The organism is Marinomonas hwangdonensis, from assembly GCF_003721245.1.
Classification (GTDB): Bacteria; Pseudomonadota; Gammaproteobacteria; order Pseudomonadales; family Marinomonadaceae; genus Marinomonas; species Marinomonas hwangdonensis.
Window position 1 is genome coordinate 396,600 of the sequence record NZ_RIZG01000002.1, and the last position, 21,763, is coordinate 418,362.

The 21,763-nt window shown below is 43.0% G+C and carries 19 protein-coding genes; all 19 read right to left on the reverse strand.

Annotated features, from left to right (window positions below; genetic code table 11):
• Nucleotides 1-15 precede the first annotated feature (15 nt).
• Nucleotides 16-2,295: a chemotaxis protein CheA gene (locus EBI00_RS04865; protein WP_123094787.1), complete on the reverse strand. Its 2,280-nt coding sequence runs from the start codon at nt 2,293-2,295 to the stop codon at nt 16-18.
• Between the two features lie 12 nt (nt 2,296-2,307).
• Complete coding sequence (locus EBI00_RS04870; RefSeq protein WP_123094788.1) at nt 2,308-3,096, reverse strand: protein phosphatase CheZ; 789 nt, start codon at nt 3,094-3,096, stop codon at nt 2,308-2,310.
• Nucleotides 3,097-3,105: 9 nt separating this feature from the next.
• Nucleotides 3,106-3,486 (reverse strand): chemotaxis response regulator CheY, encoded by a 381-nt coding sequence (locus EBI00_RS04875; RefSeq protein WP_204355562.1) that lies wholly within the window; start codon nt 3,484-3,486, stop codon nt 3,106-3,108.
• A gap of 54 nt (nt 3,487-3,540) precedes the next feature.
• Nucleotides 3,541-4,278, reverse strand: coding sequence for an RNA polymerase sigma factor FliA (locus EBI00_RS04880; RefSeq protein WP_123094789.1), 738 nt, complete (start codon nt 4,276-4,278; stop codon nt 3,541-3,543).
• Nucleotides 4,279-4,374: 96 nt separating this feature from the next.
• A complete protein-coding gene (flhF, locus tag EBI00_RS04885; RefSeq protein ID WP_123094790.1) occupies nt 4,375-5,667 on the reverse strand; it encodes a flagellar biosynthesis GTPase FlhF in 1,293 nt (430 codons plus the stop codon).
• A 101-nt stretch (nt 5,668-5,768) separates the two neighbouring features.
• Complete coding sequence (gene flhA, locus EBI00_RS04890) at nt 5,769-7,886, reverse strand: flagellar biosynthesis protein FlhA (RefSeq protein ID WP_123094791.1); 2,118 nt, start codon at nt 7,884-7,886, stop codon at nt 5,769-5,771.
• Between the two features lie 31 nt (nt 7,887-7,917).
• The gene (flhB, locus tag EBI00_RS04895) at nt 7,918-9,054 is read right to left on the reverse strand and encodes a flagellar biosynthesis protein FlhB (RefSeq protein ID WP_123094792.1); all 1,137 of its coding nucleotides are present in this window, start codon (nt 9,052-9,054) and stop codon (nt 7,918-7,920) included.
• Entirely contained in the window at nt 9,047-9,829 is a 783-nt protein-coding gene (gene fliR, locus EBI00_RS04900) for a flagellar biosynthetic protein FliR (protein ID WP_123094793.1), read from the reverse strand. The genes flhB and fliR overlap by 8 nt, the downstream gene beginning before the upstream one ends.
• Complete coding sequence (fliQ, locus tag EBI00_RS04905) at nt 9,829-10,098, reverse strand: flagellar biosynthesis protein FliQ (protein ID WP_123094794.1); 270 nt, start codon at nt 10,096-10,098, stop codon at nt 9,829-9,831. Before fliQ ends, fliR begins: the two co-directional genes overlap by 1 nt.
• 2 nt (nt 10,099-10,100) lie before the next feature.
• Nucleotides 10,101-10,838: a flagellar type III secretion system pore protein FliP gene (fliP, locus tag EBI00_RS04910; RefSeq protein ID WP_123094795.1), complete on the reverse strand. Its 738-nt coding sequence runs from the start codon at nt 10,836-10,838 to the stop codon at nt 10,101-10,103.
• Nucleotides 10,835-11,170: a flagellar biosynthetic protein FliO gene (fliO, locus tag EBI00_RS04915; RefSeq protein WP_123094944.1), complete on the reverse strand. Its 336-nt coding sequence runs from the start codon at nt 11,168-11,170 to the stop codon at nt 10,835-10,837. The genes fliP and fliO overlap by 4 nt, the downstream gene beginning before the upstream one ends.
• Before the next feature lie 93 nt (nt 11,171-11,263).
• Nucleotides 11,264-11,725, reverse strand: coding sequence for a flagellar motor switch protein FliN (gene fliN, locus EBI00_RS04920; protein ID WP_123094796.1), 462 nt, complete (start codon nt 11,723-11,725; stop codon nt 11,264-11,266).
• A gap of 1 nt (nt 11,726) precedes the next feature.
• A complete protein-coding gene (gene fliM / locus EBI00_RS04925) occupies nt 11,727-12,698 on the reverse strand; it encodes a flagellar motor switch protein FliM (RefSeq protein ID WP_123094797.1) in 972 nt (323 codons plus the stop codon).
• Nucleotides 12,699-12,702: 4 nt separating this feature from the next.
• On the reverse strand, nt 12,703-13,215 hold the full coding sequence (locus EBI00_RS04930) for a flagellar basal body-associated FliL family protein (RefSeq protein ID WP_123094798.1): 513 nt from the start codon (nt 13,213-13,215) through the stop codon (nt 12,703-12,705).
• A gap of 117 nt (nt 13,216-13,332) precedes the next feature.
• Nucleotides 13,333-15,783 (reverse strand): flagellar hook-length control protein FliK, encoded by a 2,451-nt coding sequence (locus EBI00_RS04935; protein ID WP_123094799.1) that lies wholly within the window; start codon nt 15,781-15,783, stop codon nt 13,333-13,335.
• 92 nt (nt 15,784-15,875) lie between these two features.
• Complete coding sequence (locus EBI00_RS04940; protein WP_123094800.1) at nt 15,876-17,567, reverse strand: fused response regulator/phosphatase; 1,692 nt, start codon at nt 17,565-17,567, stop codon at nt 15,876-15,878.
• Nucleotides 17,568-17,573: 6 nt separating this feature from the next.
• On the reverse strand, nt 17,574-17,873 hold the full coding sequence (locus tag EBI00_RS04945) for an STAS domain-containing protein (RefSeq protein ID WP_241556953.1): 300 nt from the start codon (nt 17,871-17,873) through the stop codon (nt 17,574-17,576).
• 65 nt (nt 17,874-17,938) lie between these two features.
• Nucleotides 17,939-19,702: a hypothetical protein gene (locus EBI00_RS04950; RefSeq protein ID WP_148039070.1), complete on the reverse strand. Its 1,764-nt coding sequence runs from the start codon at nt 19,700-19,702 to the stop codon at nt 17,939-17,941.
• Between the two features lie 116 nt (nt 19,703-19,818).
• Complete coding sequence (locus EBI00_RS04955) at nt 19,819-21,717, reverse strand: hypothetical protein (RefSeq protein WP_123094803.1); 1,899 nt, start codon at nt 21,715-21,717, stop codon at nt 19,819-19,821.
• Nucleotides 21,718-21,763: the final 46 nt, after the last annotated feature.

The following is a 21,763-nucleotide window of genomic DNA, read 5'->3' on the forward strand; positions in this document are numbered from 1 at the left end:
TAAATGAAAAACATATTACCTATATGCGTAACTTTTCAACATGCTAGGTACATCCAGAATCAATGCAATACGCCCATCACCTGTAATGGTTGCACCAGCCATACCTGCTGTGCCTTGTAGCATTCTTCCTAAAGGCTTTATAACCACTTCTTCTTGGCCTACCAACTGATCAACAACAAAGCCCACCTCACTGATACCAACTTGGATAACAACAACGTGCGCCTCTGCAGGCAGCTCAGCCGTATTATTCCCTTTAATTAACCAGTTTTTAAGGTTAAAAATTGGCAATGTCTTACCGCGAATAACAACGACTCGTTGTCCATCGACGACATTGGTTTTTTTCAGATTAAGATGGAAAATTTCATTAACACTCACCAATGGGAAAGCAAACGCCTGATCCGATAACGTCACCATAAGAGTTGGCATAATGGCAAGCGTTAGGGGAACCTTGATATTAAATCTAGATCCTTGACCTAAAGCTGACTTAATGTCTAACGTTCCGTTAAGCTGAGAAATCTTGGTCTTAACAACGTCCATGCCGACCCCACGGCCTGACACATCGGTCACAACGGTTTTGGTTGAAAACCCTGCTGCAAAAATAAGGTTAAAGGCTTCATTATCAGACAATCTTTCTGCCGCGTCTGCGTCCATTAACCCTTTCTCGACAGCTTTACTGCGAAGAAAATCAGGGTCCATGCCCGCACCATCATCTTCGATGGAAAGTAATATGTGATCACCTTCTTGCTCCGCTGACAAGGTAACCGTACCCATTCTAGGCTTGCCGCTTGCTTCGCGAACGTCTGGTGATTCAATACCATGATCCACAGAGTTGCGAACCAAGTGGACAAGCGGGTCAGCTAAGGCTTCTACTAAGTTTTTATCAAGATCGGTTTCTTCTCCGCGAAGCACTAAGTTAACTTCTTTTTTCATGCTTCGAGCAAGATCTCGCACGACACGTGGAAAACGACCAAACACTTTCTTGATTGGTTGCATACGTGTTTTCATCACCGCGTTTTGCAAATCTCCGGTGACCACATCCAGATTTGATACCGCTTTACCCATTGACTCATCTTCGCTTTGAAGACCTAATCGAACAAGGCGATTTCGAACGAGCACAAGCTCACCCACCATGTTCATAATGTCGTCTAAACGTTTAGTATCAACACGTACTGTGGTTTCTTGCACTACCGGCGAGTTGGCGGACTTTTCTTTGCTTTGATCAGGATCTGGCTCATGGTGATCTGGGACCACTTTCGCTTTTTCAGCTGGCTTAGCTTTTGGCTTTGGAGGCGCTTTGGGCGCGACTTTTGGCTTTTCTGGTTCAGCCTTTGACTTACTCTCTTTACTTTGCAAGGTGTCTAGTAAAGACTCAAATTCATCTTCTGTAATTAAGTCAGACTCTCCTCCGCTTAACCCAGCTTGCTTTTCTGAGCTGTCTTTATCTGTGTCTTTTTTACCACTAGGAGAACCACTTTCACCGTGAAGCTTATTCAACAGTTCTTCAAATTCATCTTCCGTAATTTCATCTGAAGAAGCAGACTCAGCAGATGAATTTGCCTTTGGAGCCTCCTTTTTATCTGGTTTGTCTGTCGAAGAATCACTGAGACCAGGAGCACCGCTGCCATGAAGCTGGTTTAATAAAGCATCAAACTCGTCTTCTGTAATTTCATCATCTGATTTTACTTCTGCGACCGATGCTGTTTTTTCGCTGCTACCTGACGCCTCTGAAGAGGCACCACCAAGCGCATCTAATAAAGATTCAAATTCATCGTCTGATATATCAGCAGGTTCCTCAGACTCAGTTAGTGACTCTGATTCGCTTTCTTCTGGCTCGTCATCGACTACTTCATCGTCTGATGCTTCATCATCTTCGTCGTCATTTTGGCCCGAAAGCTCTTCTTCTGTCGGAGGAGAAGCATAGGCACTCAAAGCCGCGATCAATTCAGGCGAGGCACGCTCAGGAATACCACCAGCACGCACTGTATCAAACATTTCATTGACTGCATCAAGTGCTTGTAAAACGATATCCATCAAATTGGAATCTATTTTACGTTGGCCGTTACGCAATATATCAAATACGTTTTCGGCATAATGGCAGCAATCAACTAATGCCGTTAACTGTAAAAATCCAGCGCCACCTTTGACGGTATGAAAACCGCGAAAAATTGCATTTAGTAACTGTTTATCATTAGGGTTTTGTTCAATGTCTACCAATTGTTCAGAGAGCTGCTCTAGGATTTCACCAGCTTCTACCAAAAAATCTTGTAGAATTTCTTCATCGACCTCGAAACTCATCCTCAGCTCCTTCTAGAAACCAAGACTTGATAGCAAGTCGTCTACTTCGTCTTGACTATTCAGTACTTCAGGGTTGTTTTGTTTATTGATAGATGGGCCGTGTCCACGAGTATCATCGTGTTCGGCTTCACTCTCTTGATGTTCCATACCAGAGATACTATCAACGCGTCCAGCAACAGCAACGAGATGCACAAGTTTTTCTTCTACATCACGAATTAAATCATTCACTCTAGTGATCACTTGACCGGTAAGGTCTTGATAACCCTGCTCTAGGAGAATTGTGTTGAGGTTTGAATGCAATGTGGTGGCACTTTCGTCCGCATAAGATAAGAAAACATCTATGCGTTTATACAGATCACGAAACTCCTGCGGCGTTAAATCACGTTGGATTAAACGTCCCCAGTCTTTTCTTAGCGCCCGTGCTTGTGATTGTAGTTCACTGGCAACAGGGACACTACTGTCAACCATGTCCATAGTTTTATTGGCGGCGGCACTAGTTGTTTCAATAACGTAATTTAAGCGGTCGGATGCGTCAGTAATTTTGGTTGCGGAATCATTACCACCTTCACCAATAACTAAATCCATAGAATCAATTTGAAAATCACGGATAGCATCATGCAAACTACGGGTTAAACAACCCACTTCGTTGTAAAAACTATTGTGACGAGCCTCACTCAATTCTTGGATTATTTTTATAGCCCCACTGAAATCGCCCACTTCAAGGTGATTCAGAAGATCTACCGCACCGTCTTTTACTAGGTTTTCAAATTCCACTAATCCAGACCCCAATACTTTTGACATCGAAAATCCTTATTTAGCAGCGTCTATTCGTTCGAATATTTTCTCAATTTTTTCTTTGAGGGCTACCGCAGTAAATGGCTTGACAACATAACCGTTAACACCCGCTTGCGCAGCGGCAATAATTTGATCACGTTTTGCCTCAGCCGTTACCATAAGAACCGGAATGCTTTTTAATTTCTCATCCGCTCGCACAGCACGCAACAACTCAATTCCTGTCATACCCGGCATATTCCAGTCTGTTACAAGAAAATCGATCGTTCCACCTTGAAGTATCGGCAAGGCTGTTGTTCCATCATCTGCTTCAACTGTATTGGTAAACCCTAAATCCCGTAACAGGTTTTTAATGATTCGTCTCATTGTCGAGAAGTCATCAACAATTAGGATTTTCATATTTTTATCCAATGCAACCTCCACACCCCAAAGGTAATATTTCACCGCTCATAATTAATCTCGCCAATCGCTTAGTCTAGCCCTTAATCGCATAGCCGCTTGACTATGAATTTGACTGACCCTTGATTCACTGACACCTAGTACAGCACCAATTTCTTTTAAGTTGAGCTCTTCATTATAATAAAGAGACAAAATCAACTTTTCTCTTTCTGGTAAATTATCAATTTCTTTTGCCAGTTGACTCTGAAAATCCCCCTCCTCAACTAATGAGTAAGGTGTATTGTGAGACTCTGACTCGACACTGTCTAAACTAGTTGTATCAGAGTCTAGCATTTCTTCATAGCTAAACAACTGAGTAGACAGCGAAGAATGTATCATTTCATGATATTCATCTATTTTGATACCCATGTGAGACGCAACTTCCAGATCGGAAGCATCACGACCTAGCGTTGCTTCCAACTCCCTTATTGCACTAGACACAGCACGACCATTTCTGCGAACGGAGCGAGGAGCCCAATCGGTTTTACGTACTTCATCCATGATAGAACCACGAATGCGGATACCTGCATACGTTTCAAAGCTCGCCCCTTTCGTGGATTCGAAACGTTTATAAGCCTCAATCAACCCCATCATACCGGCTTGTATAAGGTCATCAACGTCAACACTATCGGGCAATCGAGCCAATAAATGATAAGCAATTTTCTTTACCAAATATCCATATTGCTCGACTATCACATCGACAGCCAACGTTGCTTTTTTAGAATATGTGTTATATCCGCTCTTTATCTGCATAAAAAAATTTAAGCAACCTTTATCATTTAAACATGTCGCGATCACCAACTGTACTACATAGTTTAGTGCAACGCTTTCAGTAATAACATATTTTTACTAGCTACCGTACTTTAATGATCCGTAAAGCTGACTGTAGTGCTCAGCCGTATAAACCGCTCTACTGATCAGGTTATGTGCGCGTGCAGGTTCTATGTCATCGGGAATTCGCTGACCATCAGCAATATAAACGACGGGCAACCCTTCTTCTATAACAACACTAATTGCTTCACCAAGTGATGCCGACTCATCTAACTTACTTAAGACACAGCCATCTAATTGTACTTGGGAATAAATATCGACAACTGTCTTTAATACTTGCCTTTGGCTTGTACAAGGTAGAACCAATAGTTTTTTGAGACTTGCGCGCGCTCTTTTCATCATCAGCAACTGGCGCTCTAAGTTTGAATCTCTCGGATTCATGCCCGCTGTATCGACTAGGACCAAAGAATAATGGGCATATTTAGCCAACACTTCATTCAGATCGGAATATTCATTTACTACTTCAACCGGCACATTCAAAATACGACCAAAGGTTCTTAGCTGCTCATGGGCCGCAATTCGATAGGTATCGGTAGTAATTAGCACAACTCCATCCGAACCATGTTTTAACACATGCTGAGCGGCAATTTTACCAATTGATGTCGTTTTGCCGACACCCGTTGGCCCCATAAATGCGATACAGCCTTTGAGTTCTGGCGAGCCTGAACGAACAGGAATATAATCAGCCAAGTGAGCAAGAAGACGATTCCAGTCATCTTCGCGCCCCTTAAGATCAATATCATCGATGAGCCTTGAAATAACAAAATCAGACAAACCTAACTTTTTAAGTTTCTCACGGGTTCGTATTTCGATCGCATTTTCTTTTAGCTCGGAACGCTCTTCACTGCGTTGACGCTGCTCAAGCATGGCTTTGACATTCTTAAGCTCCTGCTCCATATCACGCAATTGCTTATCGCTTTCATTCTTTTGAATAGACAAAGATTCGGCAATACCAATGTCCTCTTTGTCCTTTTCTAGAGGTGGCATTTCAAATGCAACAGAGGAGCGTTTGTCAGTGGGACGAACAGGAGAATTCTGAACAGGTGCTTGTTGCTTAGCTCTCTCAATGCGCTCTAGATACTCGGCACTGGGGTCGGTTTTATTTTCGGTTCGTTCTGGCTGGTAGTTAGGCTGACGCTTTGGCGCCATAGAGGGAGGGAGAGATCCGTCATAATCTAGGGCCGCAACAATCTCTATCTCGCCAGTAGGCAGACGTTGATTTGACAAAATGACCGCATCGGGGCCAACAGCATCACGAACCTTGCGTATCGCTTGCCGCATGTCAGGTGCTCGAAACCGCCTAATTTGCATGAATAAACCAATCCTTTCAGTGTATTTTTCTTACAAATCCATAGCTTACCCGAAAGATCTTGATAAATATAGATACATTACATCACGTAGATAGGGCATACCTATTGACCAATCACACCGACCACAGTGATACGCTTATGATCTGGCACTTCTTGGTAAGACAACACCGACATATTGACCATACCATATCGCATAAATCGCGCTAACATAGGACGTATAGGGGCAGAAACAATCAAGATTGGCGTATTCCCCATCGCCTCTTGCTGCTCCGCGGATTGGCGCAATGTCGTCTGCAACTGCTCTGCCATTTGAGGTTCTAATATAAGCGCCTCTTCATTTTTTATCCCTGACTGCTGACTTTGCTGCACCGTCTGCATTAGCATTTTCTCAAGTTGAGGATCCAAGGTTAATACAGGGATTTCTTCCACACCATCTGCCAAGGTTTGTATGATCAAACGAGACAATGAGGTGCGTACTGCCGCTGTTAAAATCATTGGGTCTTGGGTTTTTGGTTGGACCCCCATGATGGATTCAGCAATCGTGCGCATATCTCTTAATGGCACACCCTCTATTAGCAAATTCTGTAGTACTTTAAGTAACACACTTAAAGGAACAGTATTAGGCACCAACTCTTCAGCTAATTTTGGGTTGTATTGTTTCAATAAACTCAACAATTGCTGTACTTCATCATGACCAATTAATTCATAAGCATGCTTATGCATAATTTGATTTATATGGGTTGCCACAACGGTACTAACATCCACCACGGTATAGCCATAGGTCTGAGCTTGATCACGTTTTTTCGGATCAATCCATACCGCATCCAAACCAAAAGACGGATCCTTACCTGGTATACCATCAACAGTGCCAAATACCTGACCTGGATCAATGGCTAAATCCTTATCTGGGTGAACTTCAGCTTCGGCCAGACTTACTCCCATTAGCGTTACACGATAAGCGTTTGGCATTAAATCCAAATTGTCGCGAATGTGAACACTTGGCACCAAGAAACCAAGATCTTGAGAAAGCTTTCTTCTTACGCCCTTGATACGCGCTAGTAACTCGCCGCCTTGTGATTTATCAACCAAAGGAATCAGTCGATAACCGACCTCTAACCCCAACATATCAACCGGTGCAACATCGTCCCAACTAAGGTCTTTTACTTCCGCTGGGGCTGAATTGTCGCCCATTTTTTTGCTGGCGCCTTTTGCTACCTGTTTTGTTTTTTGTTTTTTCCGGTATTCAAGAAAATACGCCAAGCCGCCCAGACATGCCGCCAGGGACAGAAAAGAAAAATGCGGCATACCAGGAACAATTCCCATTACTGTCATCACGCCCGCTGCCACATAAAGCGCTTTAGGAGAACCAAACATCTGCGTAACAATCTGTGACCCCATGTCGCCAGATTCATTGACACGAGTTACCATTATGGCAGCCGCAGTAGACAGCATAAGGGATGGCAACTGCGCTACCAAGCCATCTCCGATCGTTAACAAGGAGTAACGCTCAACCGCTTCAGTGAAAGAAAGGTCATGCTGGGCCATACCCACACCCAAGCCACCAATGATATTAATGCCCAGTATTAATAAACCCGCAACGGCATCGCCCTTAACGAATTTAGACGCACCGTCCATCGAGCCATAAAATTCGGCTTCAGACGCGATTTCCATACGACGCTGTTTCGCTTGCTCAGCATCTATCATACCCGCATTTAAATCTGCATCGATCGCCATTTGTTTACCAGGCATGGCGTCCAAAGTAAATCGGGCACTTACTTCCGAAATACGCCCAGCACCCTTTGTGACTACAGCAAAGTTGATAATCATCAAAATAGCAAAAACCACAAAGCCAACAACGTAATTACCACCGATAACCACTTCACCAAAGGCCTGGATTACTTTACCCGCGGCATCCGGACCTTCATGACCATCCAGAAGAACGACTCGCGTAGAAGCCACATTTAGAGCCAACCTCATCAATGTGGACACCAACAAAACCGTTGGAAAAACAGCGAAATCTAGAGGGCGTAGCGAATAGACAGCCACCAACAAAACGACGATAGCCAAAGCAATATTAAAGGTAAAAAGTACATCCAGAAGAAAAGCGGGAATAGGAAGTATCATCATCGCTAATAGCGACAACAACAAAATGGGAATACCTAGATTCCCGCGAAAAACTCCTTGCACTTGTCCCGAAAACCGGCCGCGATCAAAGTTCAAACGACATCCCTACAGAAAAAACAGTTCATAATTAACTTCCGTCCCATTGAAACTCTTCAGGCACATCTAGCGAAGGCATTGCTCCAGGCATAGGAGCCCCCATTCTCGCATTGCGTAATTGATATACGTAGGCAAGCAACTGAGCGACAACTTTAAACAAACCTTCGGGGATTTCATCACCAATCTCAGTGTGAAAATAAATCGCCCTTGCGAGTGCGGGCGATTGTATCACAGGGATATCATAGTGATTGCCTACTTCACGAATTTTCAACGCAATAAAATCCCCCCCTTTTGCCAGCATTACAGGCGCACTGCCGCCAGACTGATCGTACTTTAGAGCGACAGAGAAATGCGTAGGGTTAGTAATAATGACATCTGCCTTTGGCACATCTGACATCATTCGATTCATTGCTGCTTGTCGTTGTAACTGACGAATTCTGCCTCGAACCTGAGGATCACCCTCTTGTTGTTTAAATTCGTCTTTTACTTCTTGTTTGGTCATCTTTAACTTTTCTTTGTGAGACCAAACTTGAAAGGGAACATCAATCGCAGCAATAAAAGCCAACGCCAAGCTGATAAAGATAAATGACCAAATGATAATATCGATACCATGCGCAAGCGATAATTCAATAGACTGAAAAGTAAGCCCTAGCGTTTCGGGTAAAAAGTAACGTATTACTAGAAAAGCTACCCCTCCCACCAAAGTCACTTTGGCGATGGACTTAAAAAGCTCGACCAAAGATTGTACCGAAAACATTCTTTTCAAGCCCGCGATAGGATCCATCTTACTGAGCTTAGGCGTCACAGGCTCCCAAGAGAAACCCAGTCCACCCAATGCAACGCTACCAATAATACCCGCTACCGCTAAAACCGACATCAGCAATACCATGGAGTCCATGATACTAACCACGGAAACATAGAGATGAAAAATCATTCGGTTAAGATCGAACAGGTCTTCTCTTTCAACTAAAAAATTAAAATTGAAGGAGTCAGCCAAGTCTCTGACTAACAGCGTCCCCGTACCATAAATGGTCACAGCAGCCACAATAAGCAGAAGGGCAGAACTCAGATCTTTAGATCGAGGCAAATTACCTTTATCGCGCGCATCCTGTAATTTCTTACTACTGGCGCTTTCGGTTTTTTCACTACCGTCTTCGTTTTCAGCCATCGATACGAATCCCCCATGTTGTCTTCATCCAATCGATCATTTCACCAAAAAACAACAGGTAAATATTTAAGAAGTCACTCAACATTATCCAGAAAAAGAACAGCGAAAATAGCATTATTATAGGAAAACCGAGGGCAAAAATATTCAGTTGAGGAGACGCCTTAGCGACCATACCAAACGCTAAGTTAATCACCAACACAGCAACTGCCAAAGGCATCACAATTAATAACGCTTTTTCAAACATCCAACCACCCATTAACACTAATTCCCAGTAACGCTCGCTACTAAAACCAGCACCAATAGGCCAATAAGTAAAACTTTCAGCCAAATACTCTATCATCACTAGATGACCATTGGTCCCCAAAAAAGCCAAAGCCACCATGGATAAATAATATTGTCCCAGAGTCGCGACCGATATCCCGTTTGCAGGATCATTTGACATTGCAAAGCCCAAACCCGCTTTCATTGCCGCTAACTGACCTGCAAGTGAAAACAGTTGAAATAAAATGGTGACTATAAAACCTAACACAAAACCTATCACCAGTTGTTCGGCAATGAGTACGATATAAGCAGGCGATACAGGGTCGTAGGGAGGGATGTCAATAACAGGGGTTATGATCACAGCGACCAAAAAAGAAAACATGATTCGAATTCGCGCGTTTACCAAGCGACTACCAAATAGAGGCAGAGCCATAAAAAATGCACCAATCCGAAAAAACGGCAATAAAAAACTGATCGTCAAATTCATCAGCTGATCAGGATTTATCTCTAACATCAGCCTATTATCATTGGAATATTAATTAATAAATCCGTAGTGAAATCAGTCAGCTTAGTCAGAATCCATGAACCAAGCTGCATTATCACCAAAATAGTCACAATTAATCTGGGCAAAAAAGACAAGGTCTGTTCGTTGATTTGAGTAGCGGCCTGGAACACACTGACCAACAAACCAACTAACAAACTTGGCATCATCACCACACCGACAATGAGTACGATGAGATAAAAGCCCTGTCCATATAAGTCTAAAACAACCTGTGGATCCATAATTAAATCCCAAAGCTCGCGGCCAAGGTCCCCATAATCATCGCCCAACCATCTACCATCACGAACAACATAATTTTAAAAGGCAAAGAAATGATGATAGGTGACAACATCATCATACCCATCGCCATCAAAACACTCGCCACCACCATATCTACCACGAGAAACGGGATGAAGATCATAAAGCCTATTTGAAACGCGGTTTTAAGCTCACTGGTAACGAACGCAGGCATTAGGATCGTAAAGGGCAAGTCTTCTAGAGACTCTATGGTACCTTCTCGGCCAGCCAGTTTCACAAAGAGAGCAATATCATTTTCTCTGGTTTGCGCTAACATGAAATCTTTCAAGGGTACTGAAGCGGCTTCTACCGCTTGAACAGACGTCATCTGTTCATTTAAATAAGGCTGAAGTGCTACCTCGTTAACCCTATCAAGAGTGGGCGTCATAATAAAGAGGGTCAAAAACAACGCCATCCCTATCATAATCTGATTTGAAGGAGTTTGTTGTAAACCTATGGCTTGTCGCAAAATGGCTAATACAACAACAATTCGAGTGAAGGATGTCATCATCATTAAAGCCGCAGGCAAAAACGTCAATGCGGTCATAATGAAAAGGATTTGCAAAGAGACGGAGTACTCTTGACTTCCATCCTCGTTCATCGTCATTTTCACGGCTGGCAAACCCGCTTCAGCCCATGACAATGAAGGCACTAGACACAGCAGCAGTATAAGAAGGCGAATCACGTTTTCTCCTCGTTCGCTTTACTGGCTACCATACTGTCTTTAACGGCCTCTTCCATCACGTTAGTAAACTTGCTTTTATCGATCGGGATATTTTTTAAATGAGTAATGGTATTGGGCGTCACGCCGATCAGGATGCGCTCACCCTCCACTTCAACCAACATCAATCTTTCTTTTGGCCCCAAAGTTTGCACCTGAATCACTTTAATGCCTGACTGCCCTAACTTCATTTGGGCAAACTGAAGCCGCTTCATCACCCACAAACAGATAGGTATGAAGGCAACCACAACAATAAGTGACAATACGATTTTCCATATTGAAGAGGCAGCAGACATTTCCTGTATACCTGCCGCATAAACAGGAGTGAGGACCGAAGTAAAAAGGCCAAAAAAAACAAAACGATAAACAGCAAAAGAAATCAATTGACTCTACTTAAGTCGTCTAATTCGCTCACTCGGACTAACAACGTCCGTTAAACGAATACCATACTTGTCATTCACCACGACCACTTCACCGTGTGCGATCAAGGTACCATTTACGAGCACATCTAAAGGCTCACCAGCAAATCGATCTAGCTCTACAACCGACCCTTGCGTCAGTTGCATTAAGTTTCTAATTGCAATTTCTGTATTACCCAATTCCATTGATAACACAACGGGGATGTCCATAATCAAATCAAGATCTGACCCAACACCACCCGCAGGAACAGCGGGATTCGTTAATGTTTCTAATTTTGCCGGCTCAACTTTTTGTTCAGACATTGCGGCTGCCCACTCGTCTTCAATTTCTTCACCGTCACCTTTTTCGCCTGCTTCTGACATTGCCGCCGCCCACTCATCGGCTAAATCATCGTCCATACCTGCTTGATCTGGGGATTGCTCTTCTGCCATGTTATTTCGTTACCTTCGTTTTAAAACTTTCTTGCATTTGTACCGAGTAGCGCTCATTGCTGACCCCTAACTTACCCTTAAAGGTCGGTACGCCGTTTGCTCGAACCGTCACAAATTCAGGCATCTCTATGGGAATGATATCCCCTGCTTTGAATTTTAATACTTCACGTAGAGGTATTTTTCGGTTCGCAACATTTACTGATAACTTTACATCAATATCTTGTACGTCTTGCTCTAACGATTTACCCCAACGATCATCTTGATCATCAACGTCACTTTGCACACCTGCATCCAATAGTTCTCGAACAGGCTCAATCATTGAATAAGGTAAGGTAATGTGCAGCTCACCACCACCACCGTCTAATTCAATATGAAAAGTGGACACGACAACGACCTCACTTGGACTGACTATGTTCGCCATGGCGGGGTTGACTTCTGAGCTAATGTATTCCAACTCTAATTTTAAAACGGGTGACCATGCCTCAGTCAAATCAACAAATACTTGTTCTAGCATTAGTTGAACAATACGAATTTCCGTTGGAGTAAACTCTCGACCCTCAATTTTAGCATGCCGTCCATCGCCCCCAAAAAAGTTGTCTACTAATTTAAACACAAGTTTGGCGTCTAAAATAAATAGCGCCGTGCTTCTTAACGGACGAAATTTTACTAAATTTAAACTAGTCGGAACATAAAGCGTGTGAACATATTCGCCAAACTTCATTACCTGAAGTCCACCAGATGACACATCTGCTGTACGACGCAACATGTTAAAAAGACTTATACGGGTATAACGGGCAAAACGTTCGTTGATCATTTCCAAGGTAGGCATGCGACCACGAACAATACGCTCTTGACTCGTAATGTCGTAGGACGCGACACCACTAGGATCGCGAACATCTTCTTCGGGTTTTTCGTCTGCGCCATGTAAAAGCGCGTCAATCTCGTCCTGCGATAATAAATCTTGGGCTGACATAATATTATTGCATCACAAAATTAGTGAATAGTACGGCATCCATTCCACCTTGACCGGTTTCCTGTTCAAGAATGCCATTAATTGCATTAAGAGCAGACTCTTTTAAAGCCGTCTTACCTTCGACGGTTTTCAGTTCATCAAAAGACTGGCTAGAGAATAGCAAGACAAGGCTATTACGAATCAACGGTTCATGAAGCTGTAAAGCATCAACTTGCGCACTATTTCTGGATTTCACTGTCATGTTCAGCTGCAAGTACCGTTTTCTACCGTCGATCATGAAATCAACCGTAAAAGCAGGATCTAACGCCAAATAAACAGAAGGCTCAGTAGGTACAACTGCCTCACTTTCTTCAGCAGACACTGCGGGATCGTCAGAGCCACTAAACAAGAAAAAATAAGCCGCTGCACCGCCTCCACCTAATAACAACAGGGCTAGCACAACAATAATGATGAGTTTTTTCTTGCCGCCTGATTTTTCTTCTTCAGCGCCAATATCTAAACCGTCTTCTTCAGCCATTTTTTAAAAACCTTCCATATTCAGTAACGTCGAGGGAGATTTATGCTCCCCCTTATATGTCTCCCTATTCTACAAAGAATCCACCATAGCACCATCAATTTCTACTAAGTTTTGAGATTAAGCGTAGTAGTCCACACCAGAAGAGGAAACATAGGAGGTTTTATTCGAAAATAATTCAGTGTCATCGCCTTCATCACTTAAAGCAACAGGGCGCCCCCCTCTAGAAGATTCTCGCTGTTCAGTTCCAGAGGCATCCTGTTGAGACACATCTACATCAGCACGACTTAAATCCATGCCTTGCTGAGCTAACATTTCTCTTAGCCGTCCCATCTGACTTTCCAGCATATCACGAGCTTGAGGCGTTGCTGCCACGAAACTTATTTGCGTATTAGAGTCACTATCAACCGATACTTTTACGGTTAAACTGCCTAACTCAGGCGGATCTAAACGTATGTGTGCCGTATGACCTCCATCACGAGCAACCCATGAAACTTTCTGCGCCATTTCACCTGCCCAACCAGGGTGACCCGGTGGTACACTCATAGTTAAATTAGGAGTGGCAGCTTGCGGTAAACCATTCACAGTCAGTACGGCAGGAGATAACCGATTACTATTTTGCAACATCGTACTCATATCGCCTAATCGATTCTCTTGTGAAGAGTCGGCATTTAACGTCGGCATCATGCGTGTCAGCATGGCTTCTTGTTCTTTTTTACGCAGCTCTATTGGCTGATCCATCACGACACCTTCTTCTAAAACCACATCCGATACCGATCCTGCTAAACTGTCCTTTTGTACTAATGACTCGTTTAATAGAGATAAAGAAGGCGTTTGCAAGCGAGCATTATAATTGGTTGACACCATTGGCTCAGACACAATTTGAGTTTGAACGGCTGTTGCCTCTGAAGGAGAGGTCACCCTTGTTTTAGACACCCCCATTTGTGCTAATACCCAATTAAGCTCATCTACGCTTTCGTGATTAGCGTCTTCTGAGTAAGTAATACCAAGTTCAGCCGCGACCTGAGGCACGCCCTTTGGATTAATGAGGGGAACATTTTTATCCGAAACAACAAGCTGTAACCCGTCAGTCTCAGAAATATCTGACTCTATACTCTCAGTACTGCTGCTACCTACTTTTTCGATGATAGTCGATAAACTATCAGGCGTATTTTCAGCACCTTGTGTAAGTGACACGGCTGTCTCTGGGCCTTTTAGCTCTGCACTCTCTGCACTGTTGCTCACTTCTGTCTTGACGATAGTGCTATTAACGAATTGTAAATTATCAGGCGTATTTTCAGCACCTTGTGTAAGTGACACGGCTGTCACTGGGCCTTTTAGTTCTGCACTCTCAGCACTGCTGCTACCTACTTTATCGAAGGTAGTCGAACTGACAAGATGTAAATCATCAGGCGTATTTTCAGCACCTTGTGTAAGTGACACGGCTGTCACTGGGCCTTTTAGTTCTGCACTCTCAGCACTGCTGCTACCTACTTTATCGAAGGTAGTCGAACTGACAAGATGTAAATCATCAGGCGTATTTTCAGCACCTTGTGTAAGTGACACGGCTGTCACTGGGCCTTTTAGTTCTGCACTCTCAGCACTGCTGCTACCTACTTTATCGAAGGTAGTCGAACTGACAAGATGTAAATCATCAGGCGTATTTTCAGCACCTTGTGTAAGTGACACGGCTGTCACTGGGCCTTTTAGTTCTGCACTCTCAGCACTGCTGCTACCTACTTTATCGAAGGTAGTCGAACTGACAAGATGTAAATCATCAGGCGTATTTTCAGCACCTTGTGTAAGTGACACGGCTGTCACTGGGCCTTTTAGTTCTGCACTCTCAGCACTGCTGCTACCTACTTTATCGAAGGTAGTCGAACTGACAAGATGTAAATTATCAGGCGTATGTTCAGCACCTTGTGTAAGTGACACAGCTGTCACTGAGTTTTTTAGCTCTGCACTCTCAGTACTGCTGCTACCTACTTTCTCGATGGTAGTCGAACTGGCGAGATGTAAATTATCAGACGTATGTTCAGCACCTTGTGTAAGCGACACAGCTGTCACTGGGCTTTGACTAACCGGAACCGTCTTGAGCANCGACACAGCTGTCACTGGGCTTTGACTAACCGGAACCGTCTTGAGCATATCACCACTAATAACACCATCAGGCATCATTTTCTTAGAGCCATCAGCATTTATAGGTAATGAGTCGCCGTTCGAGTGCAATGTCTTGCCGCTCGTTTCCGTCAAGGCAATGGCGCTTTTCTCTGAAAGTGTTGCAGCCTCCACTTGCTCACTCGTAACACGTAAGGATACCTGATCGCCATTTTCCTTTATGGAGATAGACGACTGACTACTTGAGTCTGCGGATATAGGGACGTTAACTGTAGAAGACGAACTAGACCCTGTTGTTTTAGAGGCATTATTTTTGTCCGCTAACACTTGTATTGACTTATTTAAGTCATTTGCAAATGCACTTTCGTTTTCAGCAGAAGATTTCACCTGAGCCGATTTTTTTGAAGGTGTGTTTAATATTGGTGACAATGCTGTATTTGAATCTGTGCGCATACTTTCCTCCAGCGATGAAGAAGACTATGCAATAGCAAGGCCAATTTCGACTACCCGTTATAATTACTAGCAAAGCCAATGATTGATGTCGCTCACCACTGATAATGTGCTGTTACAACACGCCCTCCATTGGAAAACTCAAGTTTTGAACACAACCGATTCAACAAAGCCAAACCTCGGTTATAGAGTAATTCAGAGCAAGACAAATTATAGTTTAGGTTTGCAAAGTCAAACCCATCACCACTGTCTTCAACAGACAAAATAAGCAAGCGCTGAGATGTATCTGATACAACCCTTGCTGAAAACTTAATATAGCCCATTTTCAACTCAGCAAGTCGAATCTTGCGCTCTTCATAGTATTGTGAAAAACCATCATGTGAAGACTTTTTATTTGAACTCAGATTTAACACGCCATGCTCTAAGGCATTAGAATACAATTCGGATAAAATCATAAAAATCTGACTAGAAAAATGATTTAAACCAGGTACTGTGGTCAGAATTTGCAGTAAATAAGGGAGTGGGTCTGTGCTTCGTAACGAATCAGCGCCTAACACATACTCAAATGAAAAGTCCGCTGGCACTTCATAATAGTCAGGCAGACTTTTTCTCTTGGCAACTTCCATCCCGATATTAACATCAAGACGCACCCCAATACACGACATGTCGTCATGAGGATTCTCTAGTATCTCTTCTTGCTGCAGCTGCTGAATTAACCAATCTACAGCATGATCAACTGCCATTTCTCCCTTATAAAGAGGATGTAATATGGCGTCACAAAACATACGTCCCATCAAATCCACAGCTTCATGAACCCCATCTGAAAACATCAATAACCTGTCACCAGGCGTAAAAAGGGCATGATCAATTTGATAATCAATGACATCAGATGAAAGAATACCTAAGGGGATATTTTTTGACTTAAAGCGTTTTGGCAACTTGTTAGCAGAGGAAAAATAAAGCAAGTCTGGCAACCCCCCATTCCAAATTTCAATGCCATCATTATTTGGATTGATATCCACAAAAGCCGCGCTACAAAACATATTGGGTGGCAATATATCTTTAAGACGATCGTTTACTTCGAGAATAATTTGTTTTAACAGAAACCCTCGTTCAGTCCAATCAAAAAAAATGTCCGCTAACGGCAAAGCGCCAATCGCGGCAGAAAGACCTTGCCCAGTGAAGTCCCCCAGAACAACATGCATCCCCCCACTTGGCTTATAAGCAGCCAGTATCACATCACCATTAAAAGTATGGCTGCCATAATGAAAGTGCGACAAGGCTGCATCATTTAAGCAATTCGAGTGAGTAATATTTTCATATACTATTTTCGCTAAATGATGGTCATAAAGGACTTTCTCATTATGCATGATCATTTCGTCACGCTGAGTGCTCAGCGTTTTTTGCATCGCTCGGAATTCAGCCACAGCGTTAATCTTGAACGCTATCTGTCTATAACGAAAGGGCTTGATTAAGATATCAAAACACCCTTCGAGCATACAAGATTCCTGCATACTTGCATCGTTATTGTCACAAAGAAAAAGAATCGGAATGGCTTTAAGGCGGGCGGCATCTTTGATATTAACAATCGTCTGCCAACCACTTTGATATTGTGTATAGGGGTTTAAACACAGCAAGTCGATATGCTCAAGATGAAACGGATGAATGATTTCATTGGCGTGGTCGGGACAAAAAACCTTACACCCTTCTTGGCTCAGTGTATCGACAAGCTCAGCTGCGTCTGAGAGAAGATGATCAATAACCAAGACCGTTAATCGTTGCCCCATGTGGGTTTACTCCACAATGTTAAAAAGCAGGCCAAAATTTGCCATATTTAGGACTTCCATCACGGTACGATTTGGAGACAGTAAACGAACAGTGGCCTTCTCACCACCTGCGTTATCTCTCAGTAAAAGCAACATACCCAACGCAGAACTGTCTAAATACAGCGTCTCTGACAGATCCACTTCATAACAAGTGGCCGTAACCCCACCGAAGGCCTCTTTAAATGCCTTGTGGCAAGTGTAGTCAAAACGCCCTATTACAGAAATCGTTAAACACCCTGTTTTTTTCTCTAAGCTACTTTTGATCAAAATAATCCCCTCAGGAAAAAAAGGCATCAAAGCGGGTAACGCTTGCTAAACAGCGTGTATTGAATTTAGTCATCGCTGTTAATACTGAGAATTGGAGACCCTACCTTTTCCCCCTCTTGAAATGCTATTTTATGCCTAAGGTTTGCCATTCTTTCAAGCATCTCAGATATAGCAGCGTTTGCTCTCCCCAGACGGGCCACACCAACACTTCGGTCTGATTGCAATAGCTCCAAAGTAGAGGCAGCCAGCGATTTCATGCCTTCAACCTGATCTTGTACTTTGCTGATATCATGCTCTAAGTCTATCGCAAAGCGTCGTCGTATATTTTCTCCTTCTCCCTCAGCTGCCGCGAGACTGGATAGCACACCTGCACGTACTTCATTGAGACAACGATCCACGTCTGTCAGTAAAAACACATCCGAAGATAAATCCTTTTCGACGAGAGCTAGACGCTGCAAAACAAGTTCAAAGCCTAAAATAAGCGAGTCACGCACCTGCTCAGAGATCATAGCAATATCGGCAAGCTCGACAGATATGGCCGCATTTAACTCCTCAGCTTGGGCGGCATTGAGATGGCTTAAGTCATTTTTATTCGATAATTGCTCATTAATAAAAAACGTCATCTGTTGTAATTTTGTAACTTTTTGGGTGGTATCATTTATTCCATCAGCACTATTAATACTATCAAACATTGCAAGTACCTTATGACGAATAACCTCCAATGACTTAGCAAAGCCAGCGTAAGGAGAACCTTGTCTTGATACCCTAATTGGCATATTCCACACGTCCTTTTCGAGCAGCATGAGACTGTGATGCAAAACCTCAAATTCCACCTCATCCGATTTTGGTTGCACAGAGATCAGTCTTTGCAGGTTTTCACTGCCTCCTAAGCAATCAGAATCGACGACACACACAGTTACCTTATGCAGCCCATCCGTTAACGACAAGGTAACACTTTGATCAGAAAATAAAACAGAATCGGCAATCCTCTCACCCATTGGATTATCCAAACCTGAATCAATACCAAACATTGATTCAAAAACCGTGGTGTCTTTAAACCAAAGACGTCGGGCACCCTCACTCATGCAGACCAGATCACCGTCATGATTGGTGACAAAAAAAGCGGCCTCCACATGAGACAGCGCCCCTTCAATAAGCGACATCTTCTCTTCTTGCTGATCAAAATCAAATTGTCGGGAGGAAAGCTCGTTATCGACGAGGTGAACCAAGTCAGTAAACTCATCGCTTACTTGACGTGGCAAATGGTTAGCGGAGCGTCTGTGCTTATGATGATCAACCACATGGTGTAAGGCTGCAAACCCCGAGTTTAATTGCCTAGCAAAACGCACAAAAATAGATATTGCAGCAAGAGCAAAAAATAAAAATAATGCTAGAAGATATCCGATCAATTTTTCTGACAAAATTTGACGGTCATAATCAAAGGCGACTTTTACTCTCAACAACTCATTGTGCATTATGTCCAACTGCGTCATAGCTTGATACGCGGTTCGACGCTCTTGAGAGGTCAGACTTACGTCGTTGCCTTCAGTTAAAAGTGACCCCAGAAAAAGCATGGTCTCAGTCACATCAATATCAGCCACACTGTTAACATCTTGATTGTGATTTTCAATCAATCGATAGTCGCGCAGCAAGGCCTGACGTAAATCGCTTGCAATAGGCTTTGTGACATTTTCTGCTTCATAAATCTCAGCATCATCAATGAGCAGCCATTGCAACCAAAACTCTTGTGCATCGTTTACAGCGTTTAACAACTCATTCATTTTTTTTTGCTGATCAGCCTGCTGCTGCAAGCTTGTATTCGTCAGCATATGCATCCCAACAAATGCTAAGGCTAATATAATAAGCAAAGCAGTAAGGCTTTTATAAAGACGGCTTACTAACTTTTTCCGTGGAACACCAAACGGCGAATGTCGTGTATTCATAGTCAATAATCACTTTTAAACTGATGAAAATACGGCCCAAACTCGGCCACAAACAATACAAAATTTTCTGCAGTAACAACGGCGCTTTTATGGCTAAAAAGCATCGAGTCAAACGGTTTACTGTGTTTTGACTCGGAATCAATATCCCCTAGGCTGCTAGGGCTAATCCATTCATCTGGCAAAGAAGCATGCCACTCACAGTCGGAAACAGGCAGTACCACACTATTTTCTTCGCACTCAAGCACAACAGAGAATTCTGCAGGTTCATCTAATACAAGTGCCGAATCATAACAGGTGTATTGCGAGAGAACCTTATCAAAACATTCTCCATCTTGAATAATAAACGCTGTTGATACAAATTGCCTATCATTCATCCAGACGAACTGATTTGGAGATTGATAAGGCAATATAACAGACACCAACTCAGCGCTTAGCCAAATCGACAACTCACCTAGCCGACCAGAGTAGTAGCCGCTCTTGTCTTTATTACCAAATCGTTGGTGATTCGGTTTTGATTGAATAATGGGCGCATTCTCAAAATGAAACAGCAATGGCTCAAGCAAAAAAGCATTAGAAGGCGTTTGCCAAACGTTTTTTACCCAAGCCTGTGGAGACCGAATTTTTGCACAAATCCCCTCTACACCACGAATATCATCATAAGGCAGTGCAAAATATTGACCGGCTTGAGCTATCAAAATGACGTTTGAAATACAGTGAGGCAATAAACAATATGCGGCCGCGTTTTGAGCAAAGATCGGCAGACTGAGTAACAAGGGCGCACGAACACCTTCCAAAGATAACCACAACTGACCGTCATCACACTGAAAATCACTTTCATCAACCGCATAACGACCATGAACATCCTTTTGATCGAACACACATTGTCCAAATGTGGTCGACACCTCATAAAGGAAATGCGGCAGAAAATCACGACCTAGACAGGCGGTATATACCACCTTCTGACTTAGCTCTTGCCCATTCAGAGACCGATAAGCGGAATAAACATAACCACCATGATGAACAGGAAAACAAATCATACTTTGATCAAAGTCTATTCTCGGAAAGTCACGTTCTACTGGAACACGAATGTGACCATTTAGCACAGAATTCGTCTTTCCAGAAAACAAGGTATCAAATTTTTGATAATGGATATCTTTAAAGTCGTGTTCAAACTGAGCCAAAAGCAGAGCACGAGACGCACGCGGCATCGTAAGATTTTGAAATAAAGGCAGAAAAGTTAATTCACACAAGCGCTTTAAAGAGTCTTCTGTTAAACGAATCGGCCCACGCCAATCCAAGTCCGGATACCTTGACTTTAACCAAGACAGCGACTGAATAGTGATTAACTTAAAGTAACCCCTATACATGGAGTTCAACGAAGTCGTAAGATGGAAAGACACCTCACCGGCACCAGAAAGAGATATCAGTACATCTTCTAATGCACTAGAACTCATTGAAAATGAATCTGCAGATAAAGAAGCAGTGTAGGCTATGGCAACAGGATTCTTATCTAGCACATCTGCCATGTTAGATAACTTAGACCAACAATCACGCTCTTCAGACAATAAATGACTGAGCTGTAACGAATGATCAACACCAAACTGATAGGCAAGAGCTATTTGAAAAAGTGCATCAGAAGCAGACGAAAAAACAGCATGATAGCTTTCATCATACGGGGAACCAGAGTCGGAAAGCTTCTTAACAGACGCCAACAAACAGTCTAATCTGGGATGAAAAAGAGGATGAAAGTCTTCGGATTGAGTCGAGGCTTGCATCGTTAACAAACTGGATTGCAGTTTACTGAGTCCACGCAGTGGATAATAGTTGTAATCCAGTAAGGCTTCTTCTACATCGGAAATGGATTTTGTCAGATGGATCGCACTGTGATTCAAAGACACCATGGCTCATCCTTACTAATGCTGAGTAACAACAGAACGTAGTGCCTGT